This window comes from Paenibacillus sp. MZ03-122A (assembly GCF_024213325.1).
Lineage (GTDB): Bacteria > Bacillota > Bacilli > Paenibacillales > Paenibacillaceae > Paenibacillus > Paenibacillus polymyxa_B.
The window spans coordinates 490,726-508,205 of the sequence record NZ_JANAVI010000002.1; the positions used below are offsets into that span (position 1 = coordinate 490,726).

The window sequence follows — 17,480 nt, forward strand, 5'->3', positions numbered from 1 at the left end:
GATTGATCCCCTCTTTCACTCGGAAAATCGCTAAACCAGCCAGTCTAGCATTTAATCCCATGCTACCTCATTCTGCGAGAGTCGTCAAAAGGGAGAGGAAGCTTCAAATTCTATAGGTCCCACCCGGAACCGTTCATGCTCGTATACATATTTCAGATCCAAATCCCCTACAAATTCGGTTGGGGATACACTGCCAGATACAGTGGCTTGCAGAGGAAGCTGCTCAGCATCATACATTACGACAGAGCTAAAATCGAGATACTTTGTAAATTGGACTGGATCATCGTAAAATACTGACGCTTTAGGGTCTATCGTGTGTGTAACACCGTCAATCGTGACAGCAATATGGACCTGGCGGTTGTGGTCACGTAGCTCTACTGCGCTATGTACGCGCTGGGACACAGCATCTACTGCCGATTCGACCGCATATTCTTCCATCGTGCGTGCGTTAACAATATGCAATTCCTGCAATTCGACACCCGTTCCCGAGGCACGCGTGAGGATCACGACGGCTTCACGGACACCATCCCCGTTCACATCCCTGTAAAATAATTGTGGTGCGGTGGAGATATCCGCCGAGCCCGACCATCGGAATGTGTGGCGTTGCTGGCCGATTTCCAGTACAGCTGATTGGAATAATCCCTGTGACGGATTAACGGCATATAAGCAGACGGATGAGTCTTCTGGAGCGCTGGCTAGCGGACGAGATTGTACAGTTTCGTTCACTGGGTCCGATGAAGGATGGCCGGAAGTCATGACGGAAGAGGACAAAAGCATAGACAGCAGGATCACAATGAGCAGCTTAAACACGGGTGGGTCTCCTTTTCCGGGCAAAATAAAAGATATATACACTATAACGAATTTATTTGCCGAAAATGTTAACTCTTTTTCATAACTTGTCACTTTTTTTGCTGAAGAGAGCATAAGGATTTTCATTTTATTGAGTTATGCGGTGTGAAAGGGTATATTTAAGGGAACAGGTTTTACACAGATTATACGGAAGAAAGGTTGATTAGCGTGGAGAAGCCGATCACTCCCCCCAATTTTATTAAAAATGTTATTGAAGAGGATCTACGTACGGGTAAGGTAAAGGAGGTTGTTACACGATTTCCGCCTGAACCAAACGGATATTTGCATATTGGACATGCCAAAGCTATCTGGATCAATTTCTCGTTGGGAGATGAATTCGGAGGACGCACAAATCTGCGTTTTGACGACACCAATCCGGCGAAGGAAGACACGGAATACGTGAACTCCATTCAGGAGGACGTGAAGTGGCTCGGTTATGAATGGGAGGAAAAACATTTTGCCTCCAATTATTTCGAAGAAATGTACAAGCGTGCCATCCTGCTGATTCAAAAGGGTAAAGCCTACGTGGATGATCAAAGCGCGGACCAAATCCGTGAAACTCGTGGTACACTGACCGAACCGGGGCAAAATAGCCCTTATCGGGATCGCAGTGTGGAAGACAATCTGAAGCTGTTTGAAGAGATGCGTGCAGGCAAATACCAAAATGGTGAAAAGGTGCTGCGTGCCAAAATTGATATGGCCTCAGGAAATATTAATTTACGTGATCCAGTTATTTACCGCATTTCACACACAGCACATCACAATACAGGCGACACATGGTGTATCTATCCAATGTACTCCTATGCTCATCCGCTGGAAGATGCGATTGAGGGAGTAACGCACTCGCTCTGTTCGCTGGAATTCGAAGATCAGCGCCCGCTGTACGATTGGGTTGTAGCTGAATGTGAGATGGAAAAGGTACCGCACCAATACGAATTTGGACGGCTGAACCTCGCTCAAACCGTAACCAGCAAGCGTAAGCTCAAGCTTCTGGTCGATGAAAAGCACGTAGATGGTTGGGATGATCCGCGTATGCCGACGATTTCCGGTTTACGTCGTCGCGGCTACACGCCGGAAGCCATCCGCAGCTTCGTATATGAGACAGGCATTTCCAAAGCCTACGGAGTCATCGATTTGCAGGTACTGGAGCATTTTGTACGTGAGGATTTGAAGCTTAAGGCACCCCGCACCATGGCAGTCATAGATCCGTTGAAGGTGGTTATCACAAACTATCCTGAAGGACAAGTTGAAATGCTGGAGGCGGAAAACAATACTGAAAATCCGGAACTCGGTACACGTCAAATTCCGTTTTCCCGTGAGATTTATATCGAGCGTGAGGACTTCATGGAAAATCCGCCGAGCAAATACTTCCGTTTGTTCCCTGGTAATGAAGTACGTCTCAAGCATGCTTACTTCATTAAATGTAATGATGTGATTAAGGACGCAGACGGAAATGTAACGGAAATCCACTGTACCTATGATATAGAAACCAAGAGCGGATCAGGCTTTACTGGACGTAAAGTGAAAGGCACGATCCACTGGGTAGAGGCTACTCAGGCTGTACCTGCCGAATTCCGTTTGTATGAGCCTTTGATTAACGCAGAGGACACGGAAGAGATTGAAGAGGATGCATCGGAAAAAACATTCCTTGACCAATTGAACCCGAACTCTTTGGAAATTGCTCATGGCTATGTCGAGCCGAACATGAAAGAAGCTCAATCACAGGACAAGTTCCAATTTTTCCGTCATGGTTATTTCAGTGTCGATCCGAAGCTTTCCCAACCGGGTAAGCCTGTATTTAACCGTGTTGTATCGTTGAAAAGCTCTTTCCAATTACCTAAGCAATAGGCTGGTGGAAAGTGTGGGAGAGAGGGTAGCTTCGTGCGACCAAGTTGAAAAGGAGTCTGCCGTCGGCAGACTCCTTTATTTTACGCATGCACACTCTTTATACATGATCATTGACTTGACGATACTCTATTGTCTTTGCTAACAAGCCAGAAGGGAAGAGGGGATAGCTTATTCCTCTAGTGTTGTTAAGGGGCTTCTTCTATTCGTTTGTGCCCGCTGGCAGTTCTGGCTGATAACCGTTCTTGTACAGCATATACCACATGATAGCGAATCCCGCAGATCCAAGTAGGGCGAAGAACACCCCTGCATGGTACATCATTTCTCCACCAAAGTTCTGGAATAGCCAACCTCCCGCAAAACCTGCTACGATACCGGATATACCACTCCAGGTCAAGGTATATACGGCCTGTCCGGATGATCGGTATGCTGCAGGGGTAAATAGGACGGTCAACTGGGTGCCTACATAGAAGTATCCACCGAAGGTGACGCAATGAAGTGCCTGAATGAACACAATCTGAATCGGGTCTGTGGCCAGAGCCATCAGTTCCCAACGTAAGGCAAACAGCAAACTGACGAGTGCCAAACAGCCGACCATCACGGTCATTCTTTTCTTCAAGAAGCGATCAAACAGCAAAAATACAATAATTTCGAATACCGATGACATAAAAACAGCAAAACCAAGCATCTGTTTGGACCCACCCAGCTCGGTGATGTACAGGGACATAAAGGCGCTGTTGATCGAATTCGGGATGGATACAAGGATGCCCAATAAAATAAAGGATATAAAGTATCCGTTCATTAAAACACTGCCAAAGCCGCGCAAATGAATGGTTGCTGTCTCCACAGTGCTTTTCAGTGGTGGAATCGACAAGGTGCAGATCAATGCAGCCAGAAGAAGTACCGTAAAGATGGTGGATATGCTGGATATCCCCGTTTGGTCAATAACTATGCCGGCAGCTGCTGCTGTCACAGCCCAACCGAAGGAGCCCCATATACGGAATGCGCCAAATTTCCGGTCTGTGCCCTCAATATAACTGAGAATTAGGCTGTTGCTTTGCGCAAATAAAGGGCTTTGGAAAAAATAAAAACCAATCATCGACACATAAATCATGATATACGTATGGACATGAAACAAAGCTTGTAGCAATAACAAGGTACCTATAATCATAAATAGCAGAATACGTCGGAGGTTACGGCTCCGGTCGCTTGTATAGCCCCAAAAAGGGTTCGCGAATACGGATACAAAAGGCCCGATGGCCATCAGACTCCCGATCTCCAGCTTGTCCATGCCGATATCTTGCAGATACAACGGGAAGAAGCTGGAGAAAATGACCATAGCTCCATATAGAAAAAAATTATACAGTTTTAAGGAATATAGAGGAGTCTCTTGAATTTCTCTCTTTTGCAAGACAAGCCATTCCTTTCTTAGCCCGATAGAGAACTGCGCATCGATGCCGATCTGTGGGGAGGTTCTTTATTCCAATGTATCATGTGTTGAAAGGGTTAACAAACCAATAAATTAACAATTATGTAATAATTAAATTTTGTTCAAAAATTCATATGCATATTTGCAATTGTTTTCTGAAAAAAAAGGAGGATTTATTTGTGAAAGTGACTGGTATTATCGTCGCAGGAGGACGTTCCAGCCGAATGGGACAGGATAAGGCTTTGCTTGAGATCAATGGAGCCACTATGCTTGAACGGACGTATACTACATTGCAGCAGGCTGCCCAGCGGGTTGTCGTAGTCACTCGTGACAACCAAGGATATGGTCTGAGTGGTATGGAAACTGTGTCTGATGTTTTTCCAGGTATGGGACCCCTAAGCGGTATTCATGCGGGATTATCTGCATCTACTACGGAGTGGGGAATGGTTGTCGCTTGTGATATGCCTTTTATACAGCTAGAGGTGCTGCAAGACCTGCTCGTTGTAACTGAGAAATGGACGGAGTTGCATGGAACGATGGAACCAACATTGCAAGCAGTAATACCTTCTATGGATGGACGTATACATCCGTTGCTGGCTGTGTACCATCGGAGCGTGCTGCCGTCTGCCGAGGAATGTTTGCGCAATAGACAGCTTCGTCTCACCGATTGGTTGAACAAGCTGAACGTTCGTTATGCGACGGTAGAGGATTTGCCGCGGGTGAGTGAAGACATGTGGTATAAGGCCGCGTTCAATATGAATAATCCGCGGGACTACGAGCTTGCGTTAGAGCAGTTGAAGCATAGTGTACAACAGAACACGCAGAACGTGAAGAATTTAAAGGAAATACGAGAGGATTAGAAACGTACAAGCTTCCTGCGCGAGGACTATTTAGGAGAGCAAATACTAGAGAAATATGATGGACTAAATTTGGGGGAATATAATTATGCTGGAAGCTATTATCCATGCTGTTTTATTGGCATTGGGATTGATTTTGCCTTTGGGGGTACAAAATGTATTTGTGTTTAATCAGGGGGCGTCCCAGTCGCGGTTTCGCAATGCACTGCCTGCTGTCATTACAGCGGGTGTCTGTGATACAATCCTGATCACGCTTGCGGTTGGGGGCGTGTCCCTTATTTTGCAGCAATTTCTATGGCTCACGAACGTACTCTATGCGGCGGGCTGTTTGTTTCTGCTGTATATGGCCTGGACTTTATGGAGATCGAAGGCAGCTTCCTCGGGAGAAAGTCAGGCGATGCGGCCGAAACGCCAGATGATTTTTGCCGCTTCGGTATCGCTATTGAATCCACATGCCATACTCGACACGGTTGGCGTAATTGGAACCAGCTCCCTTCAATATGACGGCGGGGAACGCTGGGCCTTTGGTCTGGCCGCCGTGTCCGTATCTTGGATATGGTTTATCGGTCTGGCAACGGCAGGGCGCCTCGTGGGACGTATGGATTCAGAAGGGAAGTTTGGGACTGTGCTCAACAAAATATCGGCACTGATTATTTTAGGCCTGGCAATGTATATGGCGATAAATTTTATTACCAGTATGTGATCCAAGCCTGGTTAAAGGAAAAACTTCATTACAGCGAATACCCCGCTCAAAGCAAAGGGAACACCGATCAAAAACAGCATAAAGGCCAGACAGCCTGCACCATTTACACCGCCTGCAATTCGGGCGTCCCGAGGGTTAGATGGATTGTATAATACCTTAATCTTGCTGCCAACCCGGTTGAGGCTTAGGTTGGTGCTATAGATGAGTAGCAGTCCAATCAAGCTGAACAATGGCATCAGCAAATCGGAACTAAAATGAAACCAATACACATTGAAATCAATTGAGATGATAATCTACTCCTTTAAACAAAGCGATAATCAATATATCGGATGTTTTTTAGGAACCGTTTAATAGCTATGAGAATTACTTATTGCTCAATAGAGACATATCAAAATCAACATCCTCGATAAATTCGATAACCTCACCATTGGGGCTGTGGACTAATGCATTTGTTACAACTAGAGGAGGTTCACCAAGTGTAAGCTGATTGGGTTCCACAAAGGTTCTTGCTCCGTGGGCAAGGGCTTTTTGATATATTTCATCCACATTAAGAGTTGGTTGAATTTTGTAGAGAGGCGAAGGAAGCTACCGATTTATTTCGCATCAGTGGGGAATTTAATTATCTCATTAAGATACAAACCGCGTCGGTAGAGGAAATTGCAGAGCTTCAGGATTCATTAGTTAAGCTGGGGCATTCGAAGTCGCATATTTGTATGAAAAATATACTGGAAAATAGGGTTTTGCTGTAAGCAACTCGAAAACCCACATTTGGAATATAGAGCATTCGGAATAACTGTATTTGTGAAATGAAGATAAGCGAATGCTTGGATGAAATAAAAAAAATGACGCTGAATTACAACAGCGTCACCGTAATGCCCTGCTCCAGACGCTTCACGTCCTGGAGATCGATCTTCCCGGCCATGGCGTGCAGAGCTGCCGCTGTGCCGCAGGCCGCTCCCTGCCGTAGCATGGCAGGGAGATCCAGCCCCGTAGCTGCGCCGGTGACCAGCCCGGCGACCATAGCGTCACCGCTGCCGAGCGCGCTGACAATGTTCGCGTCTGGCAGGCTCACGCGGTAGCGCGCATCGTGCGTTACCGCCAGCGCCCCGCGCGCGCCGAGCGAGATGACGGCCAGCTGTGCTCCGGCTTCCAGCAGCTTTGCTGCCGCCGCTTCAGCGGCATCCGGGCGCGCGGCGTCAATTCCCGCGAAGCGAGCAGCCTCATCCTCGTTAGGCTTCACGAGGTCGGGCTTTCCGCGCAGCCCCAAGCGCAGCGCCTCACCGCTCGCGTCCAGCGCCACCCGCGCGCCGCGTGCCTTCGCCAGCGTGCACAACTCGGCGTACAGATCGGGCGGGCAGCCGGGTGGCAGGCTGCCGGAGAATACGACCCAAGCCGATTCCTCGGCAAGGGTCTCGATTTTGCGCCGCAGTGCGGCTAATTCAAGCGGCTCAACGGTCGGTCCGCTCTCAATCAGCTCGGTCTGCGTGCGCGCGGACGGGTCGAGCACGGTAATGGCGAGACGGGTCTCCCCATGTGCCGTTTCAATGAAATCGGCGCTTACGCCTTCTGCGCTCAACCCGTCAATGAGCAGCCGTCCCGTGTGTCCGGCAGCAAACCCGGTCGCTCGTACTGGCTCGCCTAGCGTGCGAATGACGCGGGCGGCATTCACGCCCTTGCCGCCCGGCACCGTCAGGCCGCCTTCAATGCGGTGAACGGCATTCAAACCGAAGCCTGCAACCATGTAGATTTTATCCACAGCCGCGTTAAGTGTTACGGTGGTAATCACAAGGCATCACTCCTTTAAGATCAGCAATTTGCAATATTTGATGCCATTCGCTCATGCTAAGATATCAGCTTTAATCCCAACGCTGCGGCAAGAATCATGGCGATGAATAAAACACGCAGTACGCTTTTTTGTTCACCGTACAAGAACATGCCTGTAATTGTGCTGCCAACCGTTCCGATGCCTGTCCATACGGCATAGGAGGTGCCCATAGGCAAACTTTTCATGGCATAGCTGAGTAGAGAGAAGCTAAGAACAAAGGATAGGACCATAAGCACTAAGGACTTCCAGCCTTTGCCCACCGTAACTCCCTTCATACCAATGACTCCTAACACTTCCGAGCACCCCGCGATAACCAATGCAATCCAAGCCATTATGCGCCACTCCCTTCCTGAACATCACGGTCGGTAACTAACTTCAGGCCGACCACACCTGCCAGCAAAAGGGCGATTAATAGCGTTTTGGACCATTGAAACGGTTCTCCGAATAGCAGCATTTCGCCTACGACTGTTCCCCCCGTCCCTAGTCCGGTGAATACAGCATACACTGTGCCTACAGGCAGTCGGTTCGCAGCCTTCATGATTAAATAAAAGCTGGCCACCACGGCCAGCACGGTTACAATCCAGGCGAGTATAGAGTCCGCATGCTTCAAACCCGATACCCATACAACCTCAATCAGACCTCCAACAAAAACGTAAATCCAACTGCGATTCATGATGAATGTTCTCCTTAAAAATAAATTTTATAAGTTCGACGGCTTCACGCTTCATGAGGTGAGGTTAACGTAATCCCACGCCAAAAAATAGGCCATGCAGCGTTCAGCCTTCGGTGGTAGTTGATGCTTCCACTGTACAGGAGCTCCACCATGATCCCGTCCACCAGGGTCATGTAAGCCAAAGCCACATCCACTGGCTCCATATGCCCAAAGGGTTCCCGATCCCGTGTATTCCGGAGGCGGCGAGTTAATTTTCGCTCCATTTTATCCAGAAAAGGATTAACAATATTCAGCACCTCGTGATACAACGATACAGGCGGAAAGAAGGAAAAGCGAAGCATAAACTTGGCTGAGTCGTTGCTCTCATATTCCTGTCCCATCCAAAACAAGAAGTCATGCAGGGTATGCTTAAGCGGCTGATCTTTACGTTCCGTAAAGTATTCGAAAATACGTAAATTCTGCTCTTGAAAAGCGTACCTAGCCACCTGTAGAAACAGATCCTCCTTGCCTTGGAAATGCGCGTATATAGACGGTTTTCGGATACCGACTTCAGCGGCAATACTGCTCAAGGAGGCTCCCTCATACCCATTGGTGGCAAATTGAAAAAGAGCGGCCTTTCGAATCTCTTCCATCCCCATTATTGTCACCTACCTAACGTTCGTTAGTTTATTCTTGCACGAAAAAAAGTAAGTGTCAACCCAGCATCATTGCGTTTTGTATAAAGCTTTTCTTTGGATTTTTTTTATCAACATTTTAATAAAAAAGTGGGAAGAAATAAGGGGCTCATGTACAATATAATGAAGAATACTTGTCAAATGCAGTCCACTGGAAGTGAGGTTAGTTATGAGGCGAAGCTTACTGGCCGTATTGATCGCGGCTATGGTGTTTATTATTTATTATTTTGGCTTGTTTAATTACATCGGCAAAAATGAAGGAACTGTCATCAGTATTTTTTCCACCCTGACAGTGATCTCCATCAGTCTGATTATTTTTACGGAGAATCGTAATCCCTCCACTACGATGTCCTGGATTTTGCTGCTGGCATTGCTGCCAGTCGTTGGACTTCCTCTTTATTTTCTGTTTGGGCAAAATGTATTCAAGCGTCGCAAGTATGATAAAAAGGCATTGCGTGACCAACAGGCTTACGACCGCATAGAAAAGGATGCTTTGCGAGTCAAACGAGATCTGACCTGCTTTACAGGTGAGCAGCAGCAGTTGATGCGTTTGGCCCGCAGACTGGCCCGCTCCCCGATTTATTTTGCGACAGAAACTCAAATTCTGAACAATGGAGATGAAACCTTCTCCACTTTGCTGGAAGAACTGCGCAAGGCGCAGCATCATATCCATATGGAATATTACATTTTCCGGTCGGATGATATCGGTACCAGCATTCAGAAAATTTTGATCGAAAAGGCTAAAGCGGGTGTTAAGGTTCGGTTTATGTACGATGCGGTGGGCAGTATTCAGTTGTCGAAGTCCTTTTTGAAGGAAATGAGAGATGCAGGAGTAGAGGTTGTTGCGTACGGCGGCGCTCGGATCTTGTTCTTCTCCAGCCGGGTAAACTATCGTAATCACCGTAAAATTGTAGTCATCGACGGTAATATCGGATTAATTGGCGGTCTAAATGTGGGAGATGAGTATCTCAGCCGCAACAAAGCCTATGGCTTTTGGCGTGATACGCATATGATTGTGAAGGGCGAAGCTGTACGGACGTTGCAGCTTATATTTCTACAAGATTGGCTTCACATGACGGGTGAGTCGGTGCTCGATAGCGAATATCTGTCTCCCAATATTGAACCAATTACGGACGGAGGCGTGCAGATTATTGCCAGTGGCCCGGATAATGAGCGGAGAGTGCTCAAAAATCTCTTTTTCTCCATGATCACGTCCGCCCGAAAATCAGTCTGGATTGCGACGCCTTATTTTATCCCGGATGAAGATATCCTGACTGCCCTACGGATGGCTGCCTTGTCCGGGTTGGACGTGCGTATTCTGTTTCCCGCAAAACCGGATAAATGGCTACCGTTTCTCGCGTCTCATTCGTACTTCCAGTCGTTACTGGAGGTTGGAGTCAAGGTATATGAATATGAAAAGGGGTTCCTCCACTCCAAGCTCCTCATCATTGACGGGGAAGTTGCGACGATCGGGACAGCCAATATGGATATGCGTAGCTTTCATTTGAATTTTGAAGTTAACGCCCTGTTAATTCAAACGCACAGTGTGCAGCAGATGGTAACAGACTACGAACGAGATTTGCACTCTGCCAGCCTGATTGTACGTGAAGAATTCATGAAAAAACGTCTGTTCAAACGTTTGATGGAATCGCTCGCGCGGCTGCTTTCACCGCTGCTGTAAGCATAAACGAATTCGCTACAGCAGTATCCTGTAGTTAAAATGTAGTAAAGCCTAAAATATCCTGTAGGCGGTATATAATATCTTTCCAAAATGTTGAATGATCCTCGTAAGCTGCTAGATCCAAACTGTATTCAGCCCCCTGATTATTCCATAGCTTATCAAAATAGGCCGCAACCTGTCGGGTCAGCTTGCTGTCCGCCGGAGCGGCCACCCACAACTCATTTTCCAGATTCAAATCATCCAGATTACGGGGGGTCAGATTGGTAGAGCCACCCCAAATGATATGCTCTCCTTGCGCCTTGGCGATATAAATCAGTTTGGTATGGAACTGCTCATGGGTGGTATGATACCAGCGAATTTGAATGTTCCCGCCCGATTTATCGGACAACTCCTGGGCAACCGGACGATTGGGGATGCCGATTTTTTCCTGACCAAACGCGTTTTGATTGGGGTCCAGCAGCAATTGGATGTTTACACCGCGGGCAGAGGCATCCAGCAGGCTGTTCAATACTTTGCGGTCAGCCAAATAAAACATGCCCATATGAATGCTGTCACCTTTCTTCGTCTGCGCAATGCCATTCAGAACTGAGGTGTACACCTTGCCCTCAGTTAGATATTTGATTCGATAGCTGTCCTTACTCGATGGAACTTTGGGTTCGGCCTGTGGTGTATAGGCAGGAAGCTGTCCACCGCCCGAAAAGTCTAATACCGCCTGCTCTGTTTGTAAAATGTCTCTGATGATAGGCCCCTTCACCTCCAGCGCTACATTGGAGTGATAGGCGCTCGCGTCGTGCACGTTGCCTGTAGAAATGAGCGCTGTCTGTTCGTTGGCAACCAATTTTCGGTGATTGGCCTTGACGTTCAACAGCTTAAGATAGGAGCGAGACGTAACATCAGGTCCGTCACTGGCCATCAGGTTGGGAATCCAACCTGTGCCCTGCTGCCCGAACCATTGGAAAAAGGTACGCCACACTGCCGAATAGATGGGGGTGGAGTCCCGCAACGGGTCTACATCGGTCTGCACGACTTGAATCCCTGCTCGCTTCATATTCTCCAACAAAGGATTGGGGGCAGAATTGTAGTTGGTATTGACTTCATCTGTAATGAAAAAGATAGGCATATCCAGATGAGCTTTCTTTTTGGCAATAAGATGATCGGTCATTTGTGCGCTGACTTGGGGGAAGTGCTGACCTTTATGCTTATAGTCATTGAACAGAAATAGGTCGATGACAATAAATTGCTCAGCTTCATCAATGATCCCGAGCATACGATTCAAAGTTTGACCTTCATGCTGTGCAGTGCTTCCATCCCCGGTGGGATAGGTCAAATCTGTCCAGAAGTTTACCTCATGGGTCGAATACTCCTGACTCTCATAAGAGACGAACGGAGGCAATGGTTTATGGGTCTGATACAGCATGACGGCAATCAGCCAGAGGATAAGTACCAGAATGGCGATTTTAAAAGCCCGACCCTTTTTCTCAGTTCTTCTTTGATATTCCGGCACAGAATGCAGCGGATCACGTGTAGTCATATGACGATCAACTCCTCAATTGAATGCTGCATTCCATTTTATCGTGCCGGAACATGCAGTTTTATGATGGGATACTGTCAAGTTATTAACGCAAGTGTGCAGGATTGACGCGGATGCTGAATGGAATGAATTGGAGGATGTTTTACTATTCGTTGAGGACATATGTCCTTTATAGGAAGTCTGCCCTATAATTTAATATATAGAAAAGTCATTTACATGGGGAGAATAACGATTTATGAGAGGAATCTTGTTTGCTTTTCTGGGAGGAGCGTGTATTACGCTACAGGGGGTAGCGAATACACGGATTAGTCAGGATATCGGTACATGGCAGGCGGCCACTGTTACTCAGCTAATAGGCTTTATTTTGGCAGCATTAGTCTGGATGTTTACAAGGGATGGCAATGTGGCTGAACTGAAACAGGTAAAGCCGATGTATCTTTGGGGCGGTGCCTTTGCAGCAATTATTATTTTTAGTGAAGTCACGGCAATCCAACATATTGGGGTTACGTTCACGATCTCGGCGTTGTTGATTGCGCAGTTGTGTTTAACCTTCCTGGTAGATATTAAGGGATGGTTCGGTATAGTGAAGCAAAAGATGAAGCTGCCACAATTTATAGGTATTGGTATGATGATCGCGGGTGTAATTATTCTGAAGCTTTAAAATAGAAATTTAACTTGTAAAGAAAGCTTAGAATGTAGAGATTGAAGGTGAGCTTAGGAATGAGAGAAATTCAGGATCAAGAGCAGCTAAAATATTTTTTGCAGCTGCATGAGTTGGAATCCATACTCTACGAGCCACTACATCCTTATTTGTCGTTGCATCGTTTGGAGCAAGGGGAAAAGCTCTGTTTACAGGGGGACCCCATCGAGCATCTATATATACTGGTGCAGGGCAAGGTCAAGATTTATACCAGCTCTACAGAAGGGAAGACCCTGATTCTTTGCTTCAAAACACCGATCGAGGTTATAGGAGATGTTGAATATATTCGGAGTAGTCACGTCATCAACACAGTAGAGGCAGTGTCTCCGATCTATGTGATCGGTATTCACCACCAATGGATGAACAAATACGGCAGAGACTATGCTCCTTTGCTGCAATTTCTATTGGATATTGTCACGCGAAAGTTTTGCCTGGACTCCGACTTTTCCAGTTTCAATCTCATGTATCCGGTGGAAGTCAGGCTGGCGAGCTACCTGCTATCGGTTTCTTTTGACGAATCGAATACGGCTTTTCATGAGGAATTACGTGCATCCAGTCTGGTAGATGTGGCGAATTTGATCGGAACCAGCTATAGACATCTCAACCGTGTTATTCGCAAAATGATTGAAGATGGATGGGTTGAACGGACAAAAGGCTACATTGTCATTCGGGACAGAAAAGGTTTGAGTGAACTGGCAGGACATAATATTTATGAATCATTGTAATATGGGCATTTATGAAAGCAGAAGAATATCAAGGATCATCAAGGGAGAGTTAACATATGTTATTAGGAATTGTATTGGCGATTATCGCAGGTGCCTTGGTCAGTCTGCAAACGATATTCAATAATAAGGTGAATGAACGGACAGGATCGTGGACTACAACAACATTGGTGCTGGGAACAGGGTTCGTGGCTTCCTTACTCGGAAGTCTTATTTTTGAAGGGAAAAATACATTTACTTTACAGCATATGCAGCCGTGGTACTGGTTCAGTGGCATGATTGGTGTCGGTGTTGTGTTCTGTCTGGTGCAAGGAATGAAGCGACTTGGCCCGACCTATGCGATCTCCATAGTATTGACGGCGCAATTAGGCACGGCCCTGTTGTGGGATTCGTTAGGATGGCTGGGATTAGAAAAGATTCCGTTTACCTTTAACAAGTTGATCGGAGTATTGGTCATTATCGGTGGTATTCTGGTATTCAAATTTGGACATGGGCGTACGAAGGAACAAGCAGAAAGCATTTCATCTGTACCTGATTCGATGAAGGGATAGAGGAGATTGTAAATGGCCTTTATCTTGCTGGAATAGGGATCGTCCTTTCGAGTAGGCATTTTGCAGAAAAGCGGCAGTTCAATTAGGAGCGGCTTTTCTGTAGAGTTTCCGAAATAACTGGTTTATTGCAAATTTTGAACATGGCCATGGGTAAGAAAAAATGTTCACGATCGTGTATATATTTTTCCATCCATGATACAATGAAAGTATCTTAAAATAGCCACTTTAAGGGCTACGATATTGAATATAAGAGACGATAAATAGATCGGTTACCGTGTTCGGGAACGGTCTTATTTGTGCTTCTTGAACTTGATGCAATAACAGAGTGACTTTGGATGAGGTGGGACATAGATGAGTAGTACGGATAATATAAAGGGAGCACCTGACGGTTTTAACAAATCCGGCTCTTTGCTGCCTGCCGCAAGGACAGGTGAACGGAAGATTGAGCACGTCCGCCTTTGTTTGCAAGAAGATGTGGCCGGACAAGGCATCACCAGCGGGCTGGAACGGTATGCCTTTAAGCACTGCGCTCTGCCGGAGTTGCATTTTGACGAGGTTCGTCTGGATACTACTTTTTTAGGACGAGCTGTACGAACACCGCTGCTTATTAGCTCTATGACAGGCGGCAGCGCCGAGACAGGAGCGATTAATGAGCGACTAGCAGAGACAGCGGAGAGACGCGGCTGGGCGCTGGGCGTCGGTTCGGTACGGGCTGCGGTGGAAAGGGAAGAACTGGCCTCAACCTTTGCGGTTCGCAGTCTGGCACCCAGTATCCCGATCCTTGCCAATCTGGGTGCGGTGCAGCTGAACTACGGATTTGGTGTGGATGATTGTCGCCGTGCAGTGGAAATTGCCGGAGCAGATATGTTGGTGCTGCATTTGAACGGATTGCAGGAGATTTTTCAACCTGAAGGGAATTTGGATTTTAGCGGTTTGCTTCAACGCATTGAGGAGTTGTGTCGTCAGCTTTCAGTGCCTGTAGGAGTGAAGGAAGTAGGTTGGGGCATAGATGGCGAGACGGCATCGAGACTGTATGATGCGGGTGCAGCCTTTATAGATGTCGCTGGCGCAGGCGGGACAAGCTGGAGCCAAGTGGAGAAATTTCGCAATCCTGATCCTGTGCGTCGCGCGGCGGCGGAGGCGTTTGCGGATTGGGGCAACTCGACCGCTGATTGTATCGTGGAAGTCAGAGCCGCTGAGCCACATGGTGCTCTGATCGGCAGCGGTGGACTGAGAGACGGTGTCGATGCAGCGAAGGCGCTTGCTTTGGGAGCTGACATGGCAGGCTTCGGGCGTTCTTTGCTCGGTTCTGCGGTTGCCTCTAGTGAAGCGCTGGAGGCACGTATGGAGCAGGTCGAACTGGAACTCCGCACGGTTATGTTTGGTATTGGGGTAGATGGAATAGAAGGACTCAAAAATACGACTCGACTAAGAAAGAAGGTAAACGGATGAGCGGACTTATTACATTGGTTCCGATGAATGCAAAGCAATATGATCAATTTGAACAACGCTCGCTTGCCGACTACGCGGATGAGAAAATCCAAGCGGGTACATGGACGGTAGAAGAAGCACCAGAACGTGCGGCAGAAAGTTTTGCTCGATACCTGCCACAGAGGCTAGACACACCTCATGCTCACCTGTATATGTTGATGTTTTCCGATGCCGGGGGGCAGAGTCAGGAGGAAGCTGGCTACATCTGGTTCAATATTACGGATGGGGTGCAAGGAAAAGAAGCTTTCCTACTGGATATTCTTGTATACGATTCATACCAAGGGAGGGGTCTAGGCACGCTGGCGATGGAGGCTTTGGAACAGGAGGCTCGCAGGCTGGGAGCTGTACGCATCGGTTTGCATGTATTTGGGCATAATGAGCGAGCTTTGCATGTATATCGCAAGTCGGGCTATCGGATTACAGATATCCAGATGAGCAAAGAAATCTAAATAGGGATATAGCAATATCCTGAATTTCATAACCGTATGCTTGCCGCGTGTATAGGTTCTCATATATAATGTGGGTTGGTAAACTAACGGATGGCATAACGCATATTTTATATAAACGGGAGTTGTTCTGATTATGGCTTTAAAAGCGGGGATTGTGGGCTTGCCGAACGTGGGCAAATCAACACTTTTTAACGCAATAACGCAGGCGGGTGCGGAATCCGCAAACTATCCATTTTGTACGATTGACCCCAATGTAGGCGTCGTTGAAGTACCAGACGAGCGGCTGGATAAGCTGACCGAACTGGTTGTGCCGAATAAAACGGTGCCAACGGCATTTGAATTTGTTGATATTGCAGGACTTGTGCGCGGTGCGAGCAAGGGTGAGGGTCTGGGTAACAAGTTTTTGGCTCATATTCGTGAAGTGGATGCGATTGTACATGTGGTACGTTGCTTTGAAGATGAGAACATTACCCATGTGGACGGCAAAATTGACCCGATCAGCGACATTCAGACCATTAATTTGGAACTGATTCTGGCGGATATCGAAAGTGTAGACAAGCGTATTGAACGTTCCCGCAAAAACATGAAGGGTGGCAACAAGCAGTACACCCAAGAGGTCGAAGTGTTGGAGCGGATCAAGGAATCGCTGTATGCTGATAAACCTGCGCGTAGCTTAGAGTTGTCGGATGAAGAACGGTTGATTGTACGCGATCTTCATTTGCTTACGATGAAGCCTGTACTCTACGCAGCTAATGTTAGCGAAGATGGCGTAACGGAAGCGGATAGCAATCCATATGTGCAAAAGGTACGCGATTTTGCCCTGGCGGAAAATGCAGAAGTGGTGCCGATCAGCGCCAAGGTAGAATCTGAAATTGCTGAGCTGGAAGGCGAAGACAAGGCGATGTTCCTCGAGGAGCTGGGATTAGCTGAATCCGGATTGAACCGTCTGATTAAAGCAGCTTATCGCTTGCTGGGCCTGTATACGTATTTCACAGCAGGTGTGCAGGAAGTACGCGCTTGGACGATTCACAAAGGAACGAAGGCACCGGGTGCTGCGGGCGTAATTCATACGGATTTTGAGCGCGGATTTATTCGTGCCGAGGTTGTATCCTACAACGATTTGGTCGCTGCTGGTTCGATGAACGGGGCTAAGGAACGTGGTCAGCTTCGTCTGGAAGGTAAGGAATATGTAGTGCAGGACGGAGACGTTATGCATTTCCGTTTTAATGTTTAATATATAATTTCCAGAATACAATACCTGATTCGGATATATAAAAGACGATGACTTCATGTATGTGTGTTCTGAAAGGTGCTAGATTACGTGGTCGCTGCCTATATTAGGGCGGCGACTTTTTTATTGTTTTGCATGTTGTGTGGATTTTTGCAAAATCCTAAATTAGTCAGTATTTCTTGTAGCTAATTCATGAATTAGTTGGTATAATAAAGAGCTGTAGCCAGTGAAATTGAAGCTGGTTTCATATTAATTTAACTGAAGAGGTG

General features: G+C 47.0%; 17 protein-coding genes and 3 pseudogenes. 11 read left to right on the plus strand and 9 right to left on the minus strand.

Annotated features, from left to right (window positions below; translation table 11 throughout):
- Positions 1-84: 84 nt before the first annotated feature.
- Complete coding sequence (locus NLX74_RS06235) at positions 85-810, minus strand: copper amine oxidase (RefSeq protein WP_254328235.1); 726 nt, start codon at positions 808-810, stop codon at positions 85-87.
- 207 nt (positions 811-1,017) lie between these two features.
- Here NLX74_RS06235 and NLX74_RS06240 point away from each other — a divergent pair, with 207 nt between their 5' ends.
- Positions 1,018-2,697: a glutamine--tRNA ligase/YqeY domain fusion protein gene (locus NLX74_RS06240; protein WP_254328236.1), complete on the plus strand. Its 1,680-nt coding sequence runs from the start codon at positions 1,018-1,020 to the stop codon at positions 2,695-2,697.
- A gap of 185 nt (positions 2,698-2,882) precedes the next feature.
- On the opposite strand, the pseudogene NLX74_RS06245 reads toward NLX74_RS06240, so the two are convergent.
- Positions 2,883-4,105: pseudogene (locus tag NLX74_RS06245) on the minus strand (MFS transporter).
- Positions 4,106-4,302: 197 nt separating this feature from the next.
- Between NLX74_RS06245 and mobA the strand changes: the two are divergent.
- Together mobA and NLX74_RS06255 are read left to right on the plus strand one after the other, a co-directional pair.
- On the plus strand, positions 4,303-4,983 hold the full coding sequence (gene mobA / locus NLX74_RS06250; RefSeq protein WP_254328238.1) for a molybdenum cofactor guanylyltransferase: 681 nt from the start codon (positions 4,303-4,305) through the stop codon (positions 4,981-4,983).
- Between the two features lie 85 nt (positions 4,984-5,068).
- Positions 5,069-5,683, plus strand: coding sequence for a LysE/ArgO family amino acid transporter (locus NLX74_RS06255; protein WP_039271593.1), 615 nt, complete (start codon positions 5,069-5,071; stop codon positions 5,681-5,683).
- Between the two features lie 11 nt (positions 5,684-5,694).
- Here NLX74_RS06255 and NLX74_RS06260 read toward each other — a convergent pair whose 3' ends face one another.
- Both NLX74_RS06260 and NLX74_RS06265 read right to left on the minus strand, forming a co-directional pair.
- Positions 5,695-5,952: a DUF3592 domain-containing protein gene (locus NLX74_RS06260; RefSeq protein WP_254328239.1), complete on the minus strand. Its 258-nt coding sequence runs from the start codon at positions 5,950-5,952 to the stop codon at positions 5,695-5,697.
- 94 nt (positions 5,953-6,046) lie between these two features.
- Positions 6,047-6,232 (minus strand): annotated as a pseudogene (locus NLX74_RS06265) (VOC family protein); the annotation flags it as partial.
- Positions 6,233-6,234: 2 nt separating this feature from the next.
- On the opposite strand from NLX74_RS06265, the pseudogene NLX74_RS06270 reads away from it, so the two are divergent.
- A pseudogene (locus NLX74_RS06270) lies at positions 6,235-6,432 on the plus strand (Lrp/AsnC ligand binding domain-containing protein); the annotation flags it as partial.
- Positions 6,433-6,536: 104 nt separating this feature from the next.
- On the opposite strand, the gene NLX74_RS06275 reads toward NLX74_RS06270, so the two are convergent.
- Genes NLX74_RS06275 through NLX74_RS06290 form a run of 4 tightly spaced genes read right to left on the minus strand, consistent with a single transcriptional unit; the run spans position 6,537 to position 8,819 of the window.
- The gene (locus tag NLX74_RS06275) at positions 6,537-7,469 is read right to left on the minus strand and encodes a 1-phosphofructokinase family hexose kinase (RefSeq protein ID WP_254328241.1); all 933 of its coding nucleotides are present in this window, start codon (positions 7,467-7,469) and stop codon (positions 6,537-6,539) included.
- Positions 7,470-7,525: 56 nt separating this feature from the next.
- Positions 7,526-7,840, minus strand: coding sequence for a DMT family transporter (locus NLX74_RS06280; protein WP_013312355.1), 315 nt, complete (start codon positions 7,838-7,840; stop codon positions 7,526-7,528).
- Complete coding sequence (locus NLX74_RS06285) at positions 7,840-8,181, minus strand: DMT family transporter (protein WP_039271586.1); 342 nt, start codon at positions 8,179-8,181, stop codon at positions 7,840-7,842. Before NLX74_RS06285 ends, NLX74_RS06280 begins: the two co-directional genes overlap by 1 nt.
- A gap of 44 nt (positions 8,182-8,225) precedes the next feature.
- The gene (locus NLX74_RS06290; RefSeq protein ID WP_367997017.1) at positions 8,226-8,819 is read right to left on the minus strand and encodes a TetR/AcrR family transcriptional regulator; all 594 of its coding nucleotides are present in this window, start codon (positions 8,817-8,819) and stop codon (positions 8,226-8,228) included.
- A gap of 205 nt (positions 8,820-9,024) precedes the next feature.
- Here NLX74_RS06290 and cls point away from each other — a divergent pair, with 205 nt between their 5' ends.
- Positions 9,025-10,536: a cardiolipin synthase gene (gene cls, locus NLX74_RS06295; RefSeq protein ID WP_039271582.1), complete on the plus strand. Its 1,512-nt coding sequence runs from the start codon at positions 9,025-9,027 to the stop codon at positions 10,534-10,536.
- Between the two features lie 34 nt (positions 10,537-10,570).
- On the opposite strand, the gene NLX74_RS06300 is transcribed toward cls, so the two are convergent.
- Positions 10,571-12,067 (minus strand): phospholipase D family protein, encoded by a 1,497-nt coding sequence (locus NLX74_RS06300; protein ID WP_254328243.1) that lies wholly within the window; start codon positions 12,065-12,067, stop codon positions 10,571-10,573.
- 235 nt (positions 12,068-12,302) lie between these two features.
- Between NLX74_RS06300 and NLX74_RS06305 the strand changes: the two genes are divergently transcribed.
- The 6 genes from NLX74_RS06305 (at position 12,303) to ychF (ending at position 17,214) form a co-directional block, all read left to right on the plus strand.
- Positions 12,303-12,728: a DMT family transporter gene (locus NLX74_RS06305; RefSeq protein ID WP_039271579.1), complete on the plus strand. Its 426-nt coding sequence runs from the start codon at positions 12,303-12,305 to the stop codon at positions 12,726-12,728.
- Positions 12,729-12,787: 59 nt separating this feature from the next.
- The gene (locus NLX74_RS06310; RefSeq protein WP_165177763.1) at positions 12,788-13,492 is read left to right on the plus strand and encodes a Crp/Fnr family transcriptional regulator; all 705 of its coding nucleotides are present in this window, start codon (positions 12,788-12,790) and stop codon (positions 13,490-13,492) included.
- Between the two features lie 56 nt (positions 13,493-13,548).
- Positions 13,549-14,040: a DMT family transporter gene (locus NLX74_RS06315; protein WP_235306530.1), complete on the plus strand. Its 492-nt coding sequence runs from the start codon at positions 13,549-13,551 to the stop codon at positions 14,038-14,040.
- Positions 14,041-14,391: 351 nt separating this feature from the next.
- Positions 14,392-15,492, plus strand: a complete 1,101-nt coding sequence (gene fni, locus NLX74_RS06320) for a type 2 isopentenyl-diphosphate Delta-isomerase (RefSeq protein WP_235306529.1) — start codon at positions 14,392-14,394, stop codon at positions 15,490-15,492.
- Positions 15,489-15,980: a GNAT family N-acetyltransferase gene (locus NLX74_RS06325; RefSeq protein WP_165177759.1), complete on the plus strand. Its 492-nt coding sequence runs from the start codon at positions 15,489-15,491 to the stop codon at positions 15,978-15,980. Before fni ends, NLX74_RS06325 begins: the two co-directional genes overlap by 4 nt.
- A gap of 133 nt (positions 15,981-16,113) precedes the next feature.
- The gene (gene ychF / locus NLX74_RS06330; RefSeq protein ID WP_254328244.1) at positions 16,114-17,214 is read left to right on the plus strand and encodes a redox-regulated ATPase YchF; all 1,101 of its coding nucleotides are present in this window, start codon (positions 16,114-16,116) and stop codon (positions 17,212-17,214) included.
- Positions 17,215-17,480: the final 266 nt, after the last annotated feature.